Source organism: uncultured Gelidibacter sp. (assembly GCF_947500795.1).
GTDB lineage: Bacteria > Bacteroidota > Bacteroidia > Flavobacteriales > Flavobacteriaceae > Gelidibacter.
This window is the reverse complement of the sequence record NZ_CANMTE010000001.1, coordinates 1,111,132-1,126,509: the sequence shown is the minus strand read 5'-3', so window position 1 is coordinate 1,126,509 and position 15,378 is coordinate 1,111,132. Positions and strand designations below refer to the sequence as shown.

The following is a 15,378-nucleotide window of genomic DNA, read 5'->3' as shown; positions in this document are numbered from 1 at the left end:
TCGTTGAACATTTATTTTCTATTAGCGAAAATCTTAAACCTCAAACTTCAAAACCCTAACAATGCTTACAGCACTTTCTATAAAAAATTATGCGTTAATTGATAGCCTTCAGGTCAATTTCAATAACGGTTTAACTATTATAACGGGAGAAACGGGTGCCGGTAAATCTATTCTTTTAGGCGGTTTATCTCTGATATTGGGAAAACGTGCCGATTTGAGTAGTGTTAAAAATCCCTCAGAAAAGTGTGTTATTGAAGCCACTTTTGATATTGCAAATTACAATCTGAAATCGCTTTTTAAAACAGAAGATTTAGATTATGAGCCGCAAACCATCATCCGAAGAGAAATTTTACCTTCAGGAAAGTCAAGAGCTTTTGTTAATGATACACCAGTAAACCTCGATAGTCTACAAGTGTTGGGGGCACAGTTGTTGGATATTCATTCACAACACCAAACCTTACAATTAACTAATGATGATTTTCAATTTCAAGTCATTGATGCCTTAGCTGATAATTCGGGTTTGCTTCACGATTATGCTGTTGAATTACAGACCTTCAAAAAAGTAAAATCAGAATTAAAGAAGTTTCAAAATCAAAAAATTGAAGCCGCGAAGGAGTTGGATTACAATTTGTTCCTTCTTAAAGAATTGGAAGAAGCCAATTTGGTGGAAGGCGAATTGGAAGCTTTGGAAGAAGAATATGAAACGCTTAACAATATTGAGGAAATAGGAGAGCGTCTTACCGCAAGTCATGAGTTGCTGGGCAATCCTGAAATCGGCGTGGTGACACAACTAACGGAAATTAAAAATCAATTGTCCAAATTGGCACCTTATGCTGCAGATTACAAGCAGGTTGCTGAGCGAATTGGCAGCAGTTTAATAGAGTTGGATGATATTTTTGCTGAAATAGAGACACTTCAAGAAGCCTTAGAAGCTGATCCCAACCGATTACATACAGTCAATGCCAAATTGCAAGTCATCAACAATCTGTTGCAAAAACATGCTGTAGCTGGGGTTTCGGAATTGATTACAATTAAAAATGAACTTAAAGAAAAGGTATCGGTTACGGAAAACTTAGATGCTGTAATTGAAGAAAAAGAGCGTGAATTATTGGCGGTTGAAAAACAACTGAATACTTACGCTTCTCAAATTCATAAAAATAGAGAAAAGGCCATTCCTGGTTTGATCAAACAATTAGAAGTGCTTTTAGATACTTTAGGAATGCCTAATGCACGTTTTAATGTTGATTTGAAGTTGTCGGAAACTTTTTTAAGTAATGGTAAAGATGAATTGCAGTTCTTGTTTTCTGCTAATAAAGGCGGACAATTTAATGAACTTAAAAAAGCAGCATCAGGAGGGGAGTTATCTCGAATTATGTTGGCGATAAAATCTATTTTAACCAATTACACCCAACTACCAACAATTATGTTTGATGAGATAGACACTGGTGTTTCTGGTGAAATTTCGAATAAAATGGCGTCTATCATGCAGCAAATGAGCACTACTATGCAGGTATTCACCATTACGCATTTACCTCAAATTGCAGCTAAAGGGGATACGCATTTTAAAGTCTTTAAGGAAGATGTCGATGACGTGACTCAAACTCAGTTAAAACGCTTAACGCCAGATGAACGTGTTGTAGAGATTGCTCAAATGTTAGGTGGTCTTAACATGTCCAGCTCTGCTATTGAGCATGCAAAACAATTATTGAATTAAAAATATGATCGGAAGTCTTGTTTTTAGGGCGACTTAAGGCGCGGAACACATCATTTTATTGAAGAATTACAATTCAAAAGGGAGCAATAAGTTCAAAGTTTTATTAACTTTGACTTATCAATTGCTTAGCATTAAATAAAAAACAATTATAAACATGGCATACAACTTATTAAAAGGAAAACGAGGAATTATTTTTGGAGCTTTAGATGAGAATTCAATTGCTTGGAAAACTGCAGAACGCGTTCACGAAGAAGGCGGAACTTTTGTCTTAACAAACGCACCTATTGCAATGAGAATGGGGCAAATTGATGAATTGGCAAAAAAGACTGGTTCACAAATCATTCCTGCAGATGCCACGTCTATAGAAGATTTAGAAAATTTAGTTGCCAAGGCTACCGAGATTTTGGGCGGAAAATTGGATTTCGTATTGCATTCTATCGGGATGTCTGTTAACGTTAGAAAAGGTAAGCACTATACTGACCAAAATTATGACTGGACACAAAAAGGAACAGATGTTTCTGCAATGTCTTTTCATAAGGTTATGCAAACGCTTTATAAAGCTGATGCAATGAATGAGTGGGGTAGTATTGTTGCATTGTCATATATGGCGGCACAACGTGTATTCCCTGACTATAATGATATGGCTGATAACAAAGCATACTTAGAAAGTATTGCGCGTAGCTTCGGTTATTTCTTCGGGAAAGATAAAAAAGTAAGAGTTAACACCATTTCCCAATCGCCAACACCTACAACAGCAGGTCAAGGGGTTAAAGGGTTTGATGGTTTCATTGCATATGCTGAGAAAATGTCACCTTTAGGAAATGCAACAGCATTAGATTGTGCGAATTATACAGTGACTTTATTTAGTGACCTTACAAAACGTGTAACCTTGCAAAACCTTTACAATGATGGAGGATTTAGCAATATGGGCGTTAGTAATGAGGTTATGGAAGCATTTGTTAGAGAATAATTTAAAAAGTGGTTTAATTACCTATATAAAGACCCTTTCAATAGCTTGAAAGGGTCTTTTTTTGCCAATATAGGCTGCTATAATTTTAAATTTGAATGGCCTTTGGGAGGTCGCATTTATTTTTCGATTCGTTACCTTTGTATTTTATGGAAACATTGCATTTTTCATTTATCATCCCCGTTTACAACAGACCTGATGAGATTCGTGAGCTTTTAGAAAGCTTTACGAAACTCAAAGGTGATTTTAATTATCATATCTGTATTGTTGAGGACGGTTCAACAATTCCGTCAGAATCGGTCATTGCCCAATTTGATCAGTTGAATATAAGCTATTATGTTAAGGAAAATTCTGGTCCAGGAGATTCTAGAAATTACGGAATGTCCCGTGCGGAAGGTAATTACTTTATTATTCTAGATTCTGATGTGTTGCTGCCTGAAGATTACCTTGAGGTTGTCCATAAAAAATTGAGAGAGAACTTTACAGATTGTTTTGGTGGTCCAGATGCGGCACATGAATCGTTTTCGAAGCTACAGAAGGCCATCAATTTTGCAATGACCTCTTTTATTACTACTGGAGGAATACGTGGAGGAAAGGACTCGGAGAAGTTTCAGCCGAGGAGTTTTAATATGGGAATTTCAAAAAAAGCATTTGAAGCATCAGGAGGTTTTGGAACAATTCATCCGGGAGAAGATCCTGACCTTTCACTGCGGCTTACCAATATGGGTTTTAAAACCCAACTCATTAAGGGCGCTTATGTATACCATAAAAGACGTATTTCATGGTCAAAGTTTTATCAGCAAGTCCATAAATTCGGCTTGGTAAGACCGATATTGAATCTGTGGCACCGAAAATCTGAGCGCTTCATATTCTGGTTGCCTACGATGTTCTCATTGGGATTAATAGTGAGTCTGTTGCTGTTAGCGTTTGATGTGGAATGGTTGTTGTACATTTATATACTGTATTTTATGGTCGCTTTTATTCTAGCGCTTATCAGTTCAAAAAATGTAGTTATAGCCGTGTTATCCGTTATCGCAATTATTGTTCAGTTTTTCGGTTATGGATATGGGTTTTTGAAATCGACAGTTGCCATCAAACTTTTAAAAGAAAACCCAGAAGAAAGATTCCCTAAATTGTTTTTTAAAAATGTTCAATAAACTAAAAGCAAAGCTTTCCCAATCATTAAAGAGTCGAAAATTAAACCTTTTCGGGATGTTTTTTGTGCTTTCATTTTGTTTTTGGGCCTTAACAAAACTATCTAAAAGCTATACAGAAACCATTGTGTTTGAAATAGTTTACAAAAATGTACCGGAGCAACATCATGTAGAAATTGATAGTACTAAGAAGGTGAAAGTTGGGGTTGAAGCTTACGGATTTAACTTGCTTAAATATTCTTTTTACAAACCGAAATTTGAGATCGATTTCAAATCGGACGTATCATTAAAAAATAAAACCTACTTATGGAGCGCAAGGCAAAATGCGGCCAAAATAAATGCAAGGTTTAAAAATTCGGTTGATGTTATTTCCATTCAGCCTGATACGTTGCGGTTTCCTTATCAATCCTTAGCGGTTAAAAAGGTGCCTGTAAAACCTAATGTGTCTATTGGTTACGCTTCAGGATATGATATGTCATCTAAGATTCAGATGGTGCCGGATTCCGTTAGAATTATCGGTTCAAAAAAATTAATCGCTAAAATTGATGAAGTCACGACTAAACGGTTGGAATTAAAAAACATCAATTCAAATATTGAGAAATCAGTACAAATTGAAATGACCGAGCCTTTAAAACAGCTCAAAATATCTCATAAAAATATCAGCATTAAAGGTGATGTTGAGAAATTTACGGAAGGCACTTTTAATGTCCCTGTTACAATTATCAATCTGCCGGCAGATACTAATATTAATTATTTCCCTAAAACCATTCCGGTGGCTTATAATGTGAGTCTTAACAATTATAAAACGGTCAAACCTTCCGATTTTAGGATTGAATGTAATTTTAAAGATATTGACAATACTGAGAAATCATTTTTAATTCCCAAATTAGTAAAAGTGCCAGGCATTGTTAAAAGTGCCCGGTTAAAACAGCATAAAGTTGAATTTATTTTAATGCAATAACTTATGAAAATAATTGGACTAACAGGCGGAATTGGAAGTGGTAAAACAACAGTTGCCAAGATGTTTCAGGATTTAGGTGTTCCCTTATACATTGCTGATGAAAGGGCGAAGCAGCTGATGAATACCTCTGAAGCCATCAAAAATGAACTCATTGCTTTGTTCGGGGAAGAAGCATATGTTAATAATAAACTTAATAGGACGTTTTTAGCTTCTAAAATATTTGAAGATGCTGATCTTTTAAAGCAGATGAACGCTATTGTTCACCCTAAAGTAGGGGAAGATTTTACACAATGGGCCTCAGAACAGGATTCGCCTTATGTGATGAAAGAAGCGGCTATTATTTTTGAAAATGACATGGCTTCACATTATGATTTTATCATTACAGTGGTTGCTGATTTAGACAAAAGAATCGCCCGTGTAAGGGAAAGAGACAACACAACTGAGGATAAAATCATGGCGATTGTTAACAATCAGCTGTCTGATGAAGTGAAAGTAAATAACTCAGATTTTGTGATCACCAATCATGATATAGATCAGACAAAAGATCAAGTGCATATAATTCATCAATATCTTAATAAAACCATTGCCGAAAATTAAATCTTCTTAATGTGTTAAGGTAAGGTTAAACCAAGTTACTCCTAAATGTTAAAATGTTAAATTTGAATGATGGGCAAAAAGCTATTCATTTTGTTGGTTGTTCTGATGAGTTTGTCACTCATAGGCATCATTTTCGTACAGATTTATTTTATTGACAACACCCTAAAAAACGAAGAAAAGCAGTTTACATTAAACGTTAAACGCTCTTTAAGTAATGTTTCTAAACTTATTGAAGACAGGGAATTTAAGTTGTATAGTGATAAGTATCAAGAAATGCTTAATAGTGGCAAAAGCCCCGATACCTCTAATATTAGAGGCATTCTTTTATACAGTTATGATGATGTTTCCAATGAAACAACCATCTATCAAAACGGTATTCTGGAAGAGAGTTTTAAGGTCCCATCACTGTTCTTTGACATTGGAGGTTTAGATAGTTTAAATATCAGCCGTATTACCAACCAGAAGGAGATTAAAGTGTTTAAAAAGAACACTTTTGAGAATAATATCAGCATAGCTCCTGAAAAAACTATAACTGAATACAAGAGGATGGATGAGCTCGATAAGAAGATGTTTGAGGTCAGCTATCGCGATTTATTCAACAATTATCCTATTTACAAAAGAGTTTCTACAGAAGATATCGGTCTATATCTCTCCAGACAATTAAATGAGAATGGGATTGAGATCGATTTTGAGTTTGCAATATATGATAAGGACTTAGCCACAAAGGTGCAATCAAGTAATTTTGACTTGGATCCGGCTACAACGTATGGTGTGCCGATGTTCTTGAATAACGACAACGAAAGTAATTTTAGGTTGTATGTTAATTTCCCTGAACGCAGAAAATTTTTATGGTCGTCCATTTTAACAATGACCGTTTTGTCTATCATATTTACGCTCATTATCATTTTAGCTTATACAAATGCCATTTATCAAATTATAAAACAGCGTCAGATATCCCAAATTAAGACGGATTTTATAAACAACATGACGCATGAGTTCAAAACACCAATTGCCACCATCAATTTGGCGTTGGATGCTATGAAAAATCCTAAAATGATTGATGACAAGGAAAAGACAGCGCGTTATTTGCAAATGATAAAGGATGAAAATAAACGCATGCATGCTCAAGTTGAAAATGTATTGCGAATATCTAAACTGGAACGAAACGAACTCAACATTAGTAAAGATAGAGTGAAGCTTCACGACTTAATTGAAGATGCAATAAGTCATGTGGAATTGATTGTTGAGGACAGACAAGGGTATGTGAAGTCAGATTTGAAAGCTGAAAAATCGTCAGTATTAGCAAATGAGACTCATTTTACCAACGTGTTGGTCAATATTTTAGACAATGCAATAAAGTATTCAGACGAACCACCAAAAATTGATGTCACTACAGAAAATGTAGGAAATAATATAATAGTAAGAATAGCCGATCAAGGCAACGGAATGTCAAAACAAGTTCAGAAACGAGTTTTTGAAAAGTTTTATAGAGAACATACCGGAAACGTACACAACGTAAAAGGTCATGGATTAGGATTAGCCTATGTAAAGCGTATGGTTGAAGACCACCAAGGACATATTAGCGTTGAAAGTGAAAAAGGAAAAGGTAGCACTTTTATAATTAAACTACCATTAATATCATAAATTATGGAAGAACAAAACAAAAAGATTTTATTAGTAGAAGATGATCCAAATTTTGGAACCGTCCTAAAAGATTACCTTAATATGAACGATTATGATGTGGTTCATGCTAAGAATGGAATGGAAGGATTTGAGAAATTCAAGAAGGATGATTATGACCTTTGCATCCTGGATGTGATGATGCCGTATAAAGATGGATTTACCTTAGCTAAAGAAATTAGGGAGAAAAATAGTGATGTTCCCATCATCTTCTTAACAGCAAAAGCAATGAAGGAGGATGTCCTGAAAGGATATAAGGTAGGTGCGGATGATTATCTTAATAAACCTTTTGATAGTGAAGTGCTCCTTATGAAAATTAAGGCCATTATGCAGCGTAAAGCTACAGATACGGTTGCAGACAGTAAACAATTTGAGTTCAAGATTGGTAATTTCGATTTGAACTCTAAGTTACGTTTCCTTAAATATAAAGATGAGACACCAGTTAAGTTATCTCCAAAAGAGAACGAACTGTTGCGTCTATTGGCATTACATGAAAATGATTTGATGCCGCGTGAATTGGCATTGACAAAAATATGGAGAGATGATAACTATTTTACATCTAGAAGTATGGACGTTTATATTGCCAAACTAAGAAAGTATTTGAAACCAGATGAGACTGTTGAAATACTGAACATTCATGGTGAGGGATTCCGATTGGTTGTCAATCGAAATGATTAAGAAAAATAAGAGCAAGCAAAAAAGCCTATCGTTGAGATAGGCTTTTTTTGTTTTAAAAAATTGAAGCGATTATATAACTCTTACGTTTACTGCGTTCAAACCTTTTTTTCCTTCTGTCAAATCAAATTCCACAGCATCACCTTCACGAACTTCGTCGATTAAACCAGAAATGTGTACAAAATGTTCGTTGTTGTTTCCTTCTTCAGTAATAAAACCAAAACCTTTAGCGTCATTGAAGAATTTTACGGTACCTTTATTCATAATAAATATTAATGTTAATTAAGCGACAAAGATAGGATTAATTAATTGAAAAACAGGAGTTTTCAAATTTAATTTGAATTATTAATTTTTCTGCTCTACAAAATGGAAGCGCTAATTTGTTTCAACTGCAATGGTTTCTAGGACTTTATCTAACGAAGTTTGGTAATCAAACCAGTGTGTATTTTCTTTCTTTTTGAACCAAGTCAATTGCCGTTTCGCGAACCTTCTGGAGTTTTTTTTGATTTCAGACACTGCAAACTCTAAAGTCCATTCGCCATCCAGATATTTAAACAATTCACTATAGCCAACCGTATTAAGTGCGTTTAGATGTTGTAGGTGATGAAGATTTTTTACTTCTTCCAACAATCCTTCTTCCATCATAATGTCAACACGTCTATTAATCCGGTCATAAATGATCGGTCGTTCTGCTGTCAGGCCAATGGTAATCGTCTTAAAACTGCGTTTCGCCTTGTCTTTATTCAAAAATGAAGAATAGGGTTGACCACTGCCTATAGAAATTTCTAGTGCCCTAATAACCCGATGCGGATTATCTATGGCAATAGTTTCGAACGATTTTGGATCTAAAGTTTTGAGCATGTTTTGTAGATGTTCCAAACCCAGTGAGTCAAGTTCTGCGTTTAATTCTTCACGGATTGCAGGATCTACTTGAGGGAATTCATCCAGTCCTTTCGTAACGGCATCAATATAAAGTCCGGAGCCACCAACCATAACTACATAAGTATGGTTCTCGAAAAGTTCCTCCAATTTCTTGAGTGCATCTTTTTCGAAGGCTCCAACATTATAATCTTCCAAAATAGATTTATGGTGAATAAAATGATGCGGCGCTGCATTTAGTTCCGCAATGCTTGGTGCTGCAGTACCAATCTGCATCTCCTTATAAAATTGTCGTGAATCGACAGAGATAATTTCAGTTTTAAAGTGGTTTGCAACGGCAATACTTAAACTGGTTTTACCAATAGCCGTAGGCCCAATAATACTGATGAGATATTTTTGATTCACAGAAATTTACTTTTCATTAGATTTTAAACACGGTCATTTAAGATATGGCCGCAATTGTAACAGTACTTAGCCTTATCCTTATGTCTTTCAGCAGAGCAATTAGGGCAGGCCTCAGTGTTCATATCAACTTGTGGATCTGATTGAGGAATGTGAGGTAGTTGGCCTCTGTGTTGCGCGGCATATTCTGCCGATACAATGCCTGTAGGAACAGCAATAATACCATAACCTAAAATCATAATCATGGAGGCTATAAATTGCCCGATAGGTGTTACAGGTGCTATATCTCCAAAACCTACCGTTGTTAAGGTAACAATACTCCAATACACACTCACTGGGATGCTGGTAAAGCCACTTTGATCGCCTTCAACAAAATACATGATCGTACCAAATATGACGCTCACAATTAAAACCGTAAATAGAAACACTAGAATTTTTGCGCGACTCGCTTTTAAGGAATTGGCCAATAAGTTGGATGCGCCAACATATCTTGCCAATTTTAAAATCCGGAAGACTCTAAGAAGTCGCAGTGCACGAAGCGCTATCAATACTTGCGTACCCATAAAAATTAAGGATAGGTACTTTGGAATTGTGGATAGAAAATCTATAATTCCATATAAGCTGAAAATATAGCTCCATGGCTTTTTTACGGATATTATTCTAAGAATGTATTCTATTGTAAAAATGATGGTAACAATCCATTCTGCAATGTTCAAAAAAGAGTGGTACTGGGCATCAAACTCCTTGACGCTTTCTAACATTACAAATAGAATACTTGCGATGATCGTTATAAGTAAAACGACATCAAATAGCTTACCCGTTGGCGTATCAGCTTCATAGATAATTTCATGAAGTCTAAACCTCCAATCTCGTTTTTGATTTTTATCACGCATAGCTTCAAAAATACTAAAAGAATGCCTATTTCTTCCTTAATACGACTAATGAATTTTGCTGCACCTCCAATACCTTGTTTAGGTATTGTTTAAACAATTCATAATGCTCAGGATCATATAAGCTGTTTTTTAGACTAAACTTAAAGAACAACATTAATTTTTGTGCGTTTACCGTAGTGTTTAAGATGATATCTCCACCATCATTTGGCAGTTTGGCTTGGATTGGTTTTGGTACTTCAACAATGTCGTAGGTGTCTCCAAAATCTATTTGAACACTGTATAGGTATGATTTTTTATGACCAAAATCTATTGGATATGTGCGTTGTTGCAGTTTAAACGGATTTTCTGTAAAAAATTTAAAAATAAATGGATTTAGATAGACCATATCTTGAGTGATATTGCTATCATTCAAGGTGATATCAAAGGTTTCGTGAAACTTTTCTGAATTTTTATCTGAGACTTGTACGTCATGGTTTGTTACCGTAATTTCAGATTGACGATCAGCGTTATGATTGATATAGTCATTCTTATTTGCAAAGAATGCTTTCTTTCTGCTCAGTGCATCATAGCCTATATACCGCGCTTTTACGTCTCCTTTTACCGTTTCGCCTAATACTTTAAGGTCTACTTGATAATGGGTGCTAGACGGGATGCTGGCTTCAATAGGAACCCATGAACTGCCATGGTCAAAATCTAAGAGACGCCCATAATGGTTCAAACATTTAAAAGGCAATTCTCCAAATCCTAAATAGGGGTCAGTAGCGTCCAATAAATAGGTTTCGCCATTAATATTGGCTTGAACGATAAGATAATTAAACTCAGAAATTATAGGAAACAGCTGCGTAGGCAGCCCGTTCTCCCTTGTTGACAACAAGACAGGTTTGACATCAATGCCATATTCGTCGAGCAGGTTGTGGAGTAGAATATTAATGTCTGATACGTTTCCGGATTTCATTTTTATTAAATTTTTGATCGAAACATCCGAGAATATTTTATGATCGCCATTCCATGTGTAGTTGTTTTGCACATATGTATAGAGCTCTTTTGCAACGGTGAAGCTGTTTTGAGTGTCTGTTAAAAGGTTAGCTACCTCTTCTTTTAATGATGTGCTCTTTCGTAATTGCCTTCCTATGTTTGGATCTGATCTGAGCTCGTTATCGGCATCTTTCCACGATTTTGTGATGTTATCTACATGGCCATCAAAACCTCTAAGCACTTTAAGTTCATACTCTAATCTTGAAAGATAATTTGTTTTGGCAGTCATGTAATCTTCCTCTATAAAAGCAGGAATATTGGTCATTACATAAATTGTATTCGCACAATCTGCAGTGGATCCATTGAACGCGCTAAGACAGTTCTTAACGATTTTAGATTCTGATTTGTCTAATTTTTGAGTGCCTACTAACTTAATATGGTAGTCATAATTACCAGGTATACTAGTGTTGTATTCACTGTATAGTTTCGGAATATCGTCCTGAAATTCCCACGGATGATATTTGTAAATAAACGGAGTTTCCAACTGATAACTATAAGTCACTACTGATCCTTCTTTAATATTAGGCAGGGTAAATTTCACCAATGTGTATTGATCATTATAGTGTTCTTCAAAAATCTCATTACGCTTGAGTTCTGTTTTTGTAATCGCACCTTTTTCTAAATTATAAGTGGTCGCAAAAATTTTAGACACCTTTTCTTTGCCCTTAGAGTTATTGTAGAGATATATAGTTTCTGTGGCCCTGTCAAAGCCATTTCTATTTAAAATTTTTACTTTTTTCTTAATCTCCGTTTTAAGAGTGTAAGTATCCCGATCAATGTAACTATTGCCATATTCATAAATTACTAATGCAGCGGCAGTAGAATCATTTGTATAGGTGTTGGTAGCAATATCATTTCTACTAACAGAATAGGTGTCAGCATTAAACGTTGATTGTGAAAAGGCAAATGAGGTAAGTAGGAGGAACGAGGCAAGGCAGAGGTGTTTCATTCAGTTAGGTTGATGCGTTTAATCTGTTTATTTTTTCTGAGAAAACTTTGAATAATGTGCAAGGTATCTCTATTGTTTTCCATTGGTGTAATAATGGATTCCAGAACTTTCCTATTGGTAATTTGATAATTGAGGTCGTAATAACCAAGACCTTTAAAAATACCATTTTCAATAAGAAGCACACTATGTTCATCAACCGCACGACCTTTATCAATTAGAATGAAATTTTGATTGTCAAAACTGTTCGCGGTTATGACTTCCTGAACTCTAAGGTTATATGCTTCTGCCGATTCTTCTTCAATACAAGCGCCTTCACATTCGTTATTTGCATATTTGTAGCACGCTTTTTTTGTAGCATCTAACCCCACCAACTTAGGGCAGAGGTTAAATTTTTCAATCATGTTCAGTAAAAATTGCTTCCCACTTTGATAATTGGTAAATGTAGTAATGGCTTTCTTTCTGCCATCTGCGGCTTCAACTTTCAAATTAATATAACCATTAGCATCTACAAAACTATATAGGGCATGAGTAAACGAATTTTTTCTCAAGGAGCGATTAAAAGAAGGTTTGTTTCTTTTAATTTCAGCACTTTCCTTAAGTAATGCTACTAATTCACTCCCGGTAGCTTCATAAGTGACGGCGGCCACTTGTTTCTGCAGTTTTTTTGATTTCGGACTTGAACTCGTAAAATGCTGATTTACTCGGTTTTTAATATTCTTGCTCTTACCTATAAATATGATTTTACCATAAGTGTCATGAAGGTAATACACACCAGTTATGGACGGTATATCGTCAATTATGTGCTTATGATTGGTGGACAGTTTGTATTTAGGTTCCGCTTTTACGGCATCTTGAATAATTTGCTTGCTGAGATCTTTAGCCAGTAAAATTTTAAATAGTTTTACAGTCGCTAATGCATCTCCAGAAGCACGGTGTCTATCACTTACTGGGATTCCTAAGGCCCTGGTAAGTTTACCCAAACTATAGGATTCCTGCTCCGGCATAATTTGTTTTGAAAGCTCAACTGTACAAAGCGTTTTACGCTCAAAATCAAATCCGAGTCTGCTGAACTCCGTACGTAGAATGCGATAGTCAAATTCGGAATTATGGGCAACAATTATGCAGTCTTCCGTGATTTCAACAATGCGTTTCGCTACTTCATAAAACTTAGGAGCTGTGCGAAGCATATTACTGTTAATCCCCGTTAAATTAACTACAAAAGGTTGGATTTCCCGTTCCGGATTCACCAAGCTGATAAATTGATCTACCACGGTGTGGCCGTCAAATTTGTATATAGCGATTTCAGTGATTCCTTCTTCATTGAATTTACCGCCAGTGGTTTCTATGTCTAATATTGCGTAAATGAGCGTGATGTTTTATGTGATCTTCGTTTTGTTTTTCTAATGAAATATGACAAAAGAATGATACTTTTATTAATGTTTATAATGCTTGTCAGTGGCTAAATGAGTGGTCTGTTTTTTGATAAATCAACCAGATTAATCATAATTGCGTTCTCCAAAGATACTACTTCCGACCCTAACCATGGTGCTGCCACACGCAATTGCAGTTTGGTAATCACCACTCATGCCCATACTTACAGTGTTGAAGTTGCTGCCTTCAATATCCAGATTTTTAAGCGCTTCAAAAATGGATTTTAATCTATCAAATTCGTTTTTAATTTGCTGTTCATCATCCGTAAATGTTGCCATTCCCATAACGCCTTCAATTGATATGTTTTTCAATTCTGAAAATTCATCAGATTGTAAAATCTGCTGCGCTTCTTGAGATGTCATACCAAATTTAGTGTCCTCATCTGCAATTTTAATCTGAAGCAAACACTTGATTGTTCTATTGTGTTTTTTCGCTTGTTTGTTGATCTCCCTTAAAAGTTTAAAATTATCAACCCCATGGATGAGGCTGACAAATTCCGCCATATATTTCACTTTATTGCGCTGTACATGGCCAATCATATGCCATTGAATGTCTTTTGGCATTTGGGCTTCTTTATCGACCATTTCCTGGATTTTGTTCTCTCCAAAAATGCGTTGCCCAGCATCATAAGCTTCCATGATTTCATTAACCGGTTTAGTTTTTGATACCGCCACTAAGGTGACATGTTCCGGTAGTGATGCTTTTATATGTTGAAGATTCTCTTGTATACTCATTTCAATAAATTTGTGTTTGTAGTGAAATTGGTATTTCTCTACAAACAGGTTTTAATTTAAAATTCATAAATCGTGACGCCACATCTCAGTTTTGGTTCGATAAACGTGCTTTTAGGTGGCATTTTAAAACCGTCATCAGCAATCGTTTTCATTTCCTCAATGAACACAGGAACCATACCAAAACCAACCCTGTAATTTCCATTATCGATAGCTGATTTCATGGATACTATATCTTTCTTTCCGTTGATATAACCAATGCGATCGTCGTTTCTCAAATCTTTTATTTCTAAAATAGGATCTAGAATGGTTTTATATAAAATTTGAGCATCCAAAGCATCTATCGAGGTTTTAAAATTATAACTCGTTTTTCTCAAATATAGCGAATAGAATTCACCTTCCAAATACATGCTAAAATGGTGTTTTTTAGTTGGATGATAAGGCGTTTGACCTCTGTTTTCAATGCGATACGTCATATCCAATTGAATCAGGAATTCCTCTTTCGTCAATCCGTTCAGGTCTTTGATTACCCGGTTGAATTCATGAATTTTCAAATCGGATTCAGGAATCAAATAACTCATAAAATAGTTATAGGGTTCATTCCCGGTATGCTGTGGATTTTGATCCTTTAAATCTTTATAAAGCAAATAGGATGACGAGGATCTATGATGCCCATCAGCAATATAAACCGTCTTCATTTGCTGAAATTCATGTGCTATCTTTTGAATTTGAGATGCATCATCAACCTTCCAAAGCAAGTGCGTGTCTCTATATGTTGTTGTAAATTCATATTCAGAACGCTCCTTTTGAACCTCTGCAATAATCTGTGCTATAACGTCATTATCCGGATAGGTGAGGAGCACGGGTTCAGCATTAAATCCGACCGTTTTAAGGTAATCCTTAAAAACAACTTCACGGAATTCAATAGTGTCTTCATGTCTCCTAATCACGTCATTTTCATAATCGAGAGCACTTGCCGCCGCCACAATGCCATTAAATACCTGTTGATCTCTATCAGTAATTTGATAAATATAATAACAAGGTTGTTCGTCTTGAATAAATATGGAATCTTCTTTAAATTCTAAAAACCGATTTCTCACCAAATTATATCGGGCTTCACCAGAAATCTGTTTGTCAAATTTATAACCTGGATTGACAATGTGTAAAAACGAAAACGGATTATCCCTTAAGCGCGACTCACGTTGCTCTAATGTGTAACTTTGATAGGAACGCGCCGCCACTAAACTCACTTTGTCTCGCGTTGGTCGTACTGCTTTAAAGGGGATGATATTTGCCATTAGATAGTTTTT

Annotated in this window: 14 protein-coding genes; 7 read left to right on the top strand and 7 right to left on the bottom strand. The window is 35.5% G+C overall.

All coding sequences use genetic code 11. The annotated features are described in order from the left end of the window. Window positions 1–61: 61 nt before the first annotated feature. From recN to Q0947_RS04975, 7 genes are all read left to right on the top strand, one after another. A complete protein-coding gene (gene recN, locus Q0947_RS05005; RefSeq protein ID WP_299392540.1) occupies window positions 62–1,714 on the top strand; it encodes a DNA repair protein RecN in 1,653 nt (550 codons plus the stop codon). A 154-nt stretch (window positions 1,715–1,868) separates the two neighbouring features. Next, on the top strand, window positions 1,869–2,684 hold the full coding sequence (locus Q0947_RS05000; RefSeq protein ID WP_299392534.1) for an SDR family oxidoreductase: 816 nt from the start codon (window positions 1,869–1,871) through the stop codon (window positions 2,682–2,684). A gap of 146 nt (window positions 2,685–2,830) precedes the next feature. Continuing rightward, window positions 2,831–3,838 (top strand): glycosyltransferase, encoded by a 1,008-nt coding sequence (locus Q0947_RS04995; RefSeq protein ID WP_299392530.1) that lies wholly within the window; start codon window positions 2,831–2,833, stop codon window positions 3,836–3,838. Next, complete coding sequence (locus Q0947_RS04990; protein ID WP_299392525.1) at window positions 3,828–4,796, top strand: YbbR-like domain-containing protein; 969 nt, start codon at window positions 3,828–3,830, stop codon at window positions 4,794–4,796. The genes Q0947_RS04995 and Q0947_RS04990 overlap by 11 nt, the downstream gene beginning before the upstream one ends. Window positions 4,797–4,799: 3 nt before the next feature. Further along, on the top strand, window positions 4,800–5,393 hold the full coding sequence (coaE, locus tag Q0947_RS04985) for a dephospho-CoA kinase (RefSeq protein WP_299392498.1): 594 nt from the start codon (window positions 4,800–4,802) through the stop codon (window positions 5,391–5,393). Window positions 5,394–5,459: 66 nt separating this feature from the next. Further along, window positions 5,460–7,037 (top strand): HAMP domain-containing sensor histidine kinase, encoded by a 1,578-nt coding sequence (locus Q0947_RS04980; RefSeq protein WP_366915490.1) that lies wholly within the window; start codon window positions 5,460–5,462, stop codon window positions 7,035–7,037. A gap of 3 nt (window positions 7,038–7,040) precedes the next feature. After that, window positions 7,041–7,751 carry a response regulator transcription factor gene (locus Q0947_RS04975; RefSeq protein WP_299392494.1) on the top strand — a complete coding sequence of 237 codons (711 nt, stop codon included), beginning with the start codon at window positions 7,041–7,043 and terminating at the stop codon, window positions 7,749–7,751. A gap of 69 nt (window positions 7,752–7,820) precedes the next feature. Here the strand turns inward: Q0947_RS04975 and Q0947_RS04970 are convergent, their stop codons facing one another. From Q0947_RS04970 to Q0947_RS04940, 7 genes are all read right to left on the bottom strand, one after another. Continuing rightward, window positions 7,821–8,012, bottom strand: a complete 192-nt coding sequence (locus tag Q0947_RS04970) for a cold-shock protein (protein WP_133758549.1) — start codon at window positions 8,010–8,012, stop codon at window positions 7,821–7,823. A 111-nt stretch (window positions 8,013–8,123) separates the two neighbouring features. After that, window positions 8,124–9,032, bottom strand: a complete 909-nt coding sequence (gene miaA, locus Q0947_RS04965; protein ID WP_299392485.1) for a tRNA (adenosine(37)-N6)-dimethylallyltransferase MiaA — start codon at window positions 9,030–9,032, stop codon at window positions 8,124–8,126. 23 nt (window positions 9,033–9,055) lie between these two features. After that, on the bottom strand, window positions 9,056–9,922 hold the full coding sequence (locus Q0947_RS04960) for an ion transporter (protein ID WP_299392483.1): 867 nt from the start codon (window positions 9,920–9,922) through the stop codon (window positions 9,056–9,058). 25 nt (window positions 9,923–9,947) lie between these two features. Continuing rightward, window positions 9,948–11,906, bottom strand: a complete 1,959-nt coding sequence (locus tag Q0947_RS04955) for a DUF3857 domain-containing protein (protein WP_299392480.1) — start codon at window positions 11,904–11,906, stop codon at window positions 9,948–9,950. Continuing rightward, window positions 11,903–13,270, bottom strand: a complete 1,368-nt coding sequence (locus Q0947_RS04950; RefSeq protein ID WP_299392818.1) for an exonuclease domain-containing protein — start codon at window positions 13,268–13,270, stop codon at window positions 11,903–11,905. Before Q0947_RS04950 ends, Q0947_RS04955 begins: the two co-directional genes overlap by 4 nt. Before the next feature lie 132 nt (window positions 13,271–13,402). Beyond that, window positions 13,403–14,071 carry a YggS family pyridoxal phosphate-dependent enzyme gene (locus tag Q0947_RS04945; protein WP_299392475.1) on the bottom strand — a complete coding sequence of 223 codons (669 nt, stop codon included), beginning with the start codon at window positions 14,069–14,071 and terminating at the stop codon, window positions 13,403–13,405. 56 nt (window positions 14,072–14,127) lie between these two features. Beyond that, the gene (locus Q0947_RS04940; protein ID WP_299392471.1) at window positions 14,128–15,366 is read right to left on the bottom strand and encodes a DUF1015 domain-containing protein; all 1,239 of its coding nucleotides are present in this window, start codon (window positions 15,364–15,366) and stop codon (window positions 14,128–14,130) included. Between the last annotated feature and the right edge of the window lie 12 nt (window positions 15,367–15,378).

Bases quoted from the DNA above. Each gene is read 5' to 3' on its own strand.
- Q0947_RS04980 (WP_366915490.1), top strand. From the start codon at position 5,460: ATGATGGGCAAAAAGCTATTCATTTTGTTGGTTGTTCTGATGAGTTTG.
- Q0947_RS04940 (WP_299392471.1), bottom strand. From the start codon at position 15,366: ATGGCAAATATCATCCCCTTTAAAGCAGTACGACCAACGCGAGACAAA.
- Q0947_RS04945 (WP_299392475.1), bottom strand. From the start codon at position 14,071: ATGAGTATACAAGAGAATCTTCAACATATAAAAGCATCACTACCGGAA.
- Q0947_RS04970 (WP_133758549.1), bottom strand. From the start codon at position 8,012: ATGAATAAAGGTACCGTAAAATTCTTCAATGACGCTAAAGGTTTTGGT.
- recN (WP_299392540.1), top strand. From the start codon at position 62: ATGCTTACAGCACTTTCTATAAAAAATTATGCGTTAATTGATAGCCTT.
- Q0947_RS05000 (WP_299392534.1), top strand. From the start codon at position 1,869: ATGGCATACAACTTATTAAAAGGAAAACGAGGAATTATTTTTGGAGCT.
- Q0947_RS04955 (WP_299392480.1), bottom strand. From the start codon at position 11,906: ATGAAACACCTCTGCCTTGCCTCGTTCCTCCTACTTACCTCATTTGCC.
- Q0947_RS04990 (WP_299392525.1), top strand. From the start codon at position 3,828: ATGTTCAATAAACTAAAAGCAAAGCTTTCCCAATCATTAAAGAGTCGA.
- Q0947_RS04960 (WP_299392483.1), bottom strand. From the start codon at position 9,922: ATGCGTGATAAAAATCAAAAACGAGATTGGAGGTTTAGACTTCATGAA.
- coaE (WP_299392498.1), top strand. From the start codon at position 4,800: ATGAAAATAATTGGACTAACAGGCGGAATTGGAAGTGGTAAAACAACA.
- Q0947_RS04975 (WP_299392494.1), top strand. From the start codon at position 7,041: ATGGAAGAACAAAACAAAAAGATTTTATTAGTAGAAGATGATCCAAAT.
- Q0947_RS04995 (WP_299392530.1), top strand. From the start codon at position 2,831: ATGGAAACATTGCATTTTTCATTTATCATCCCCGTTTACAACAGACCT.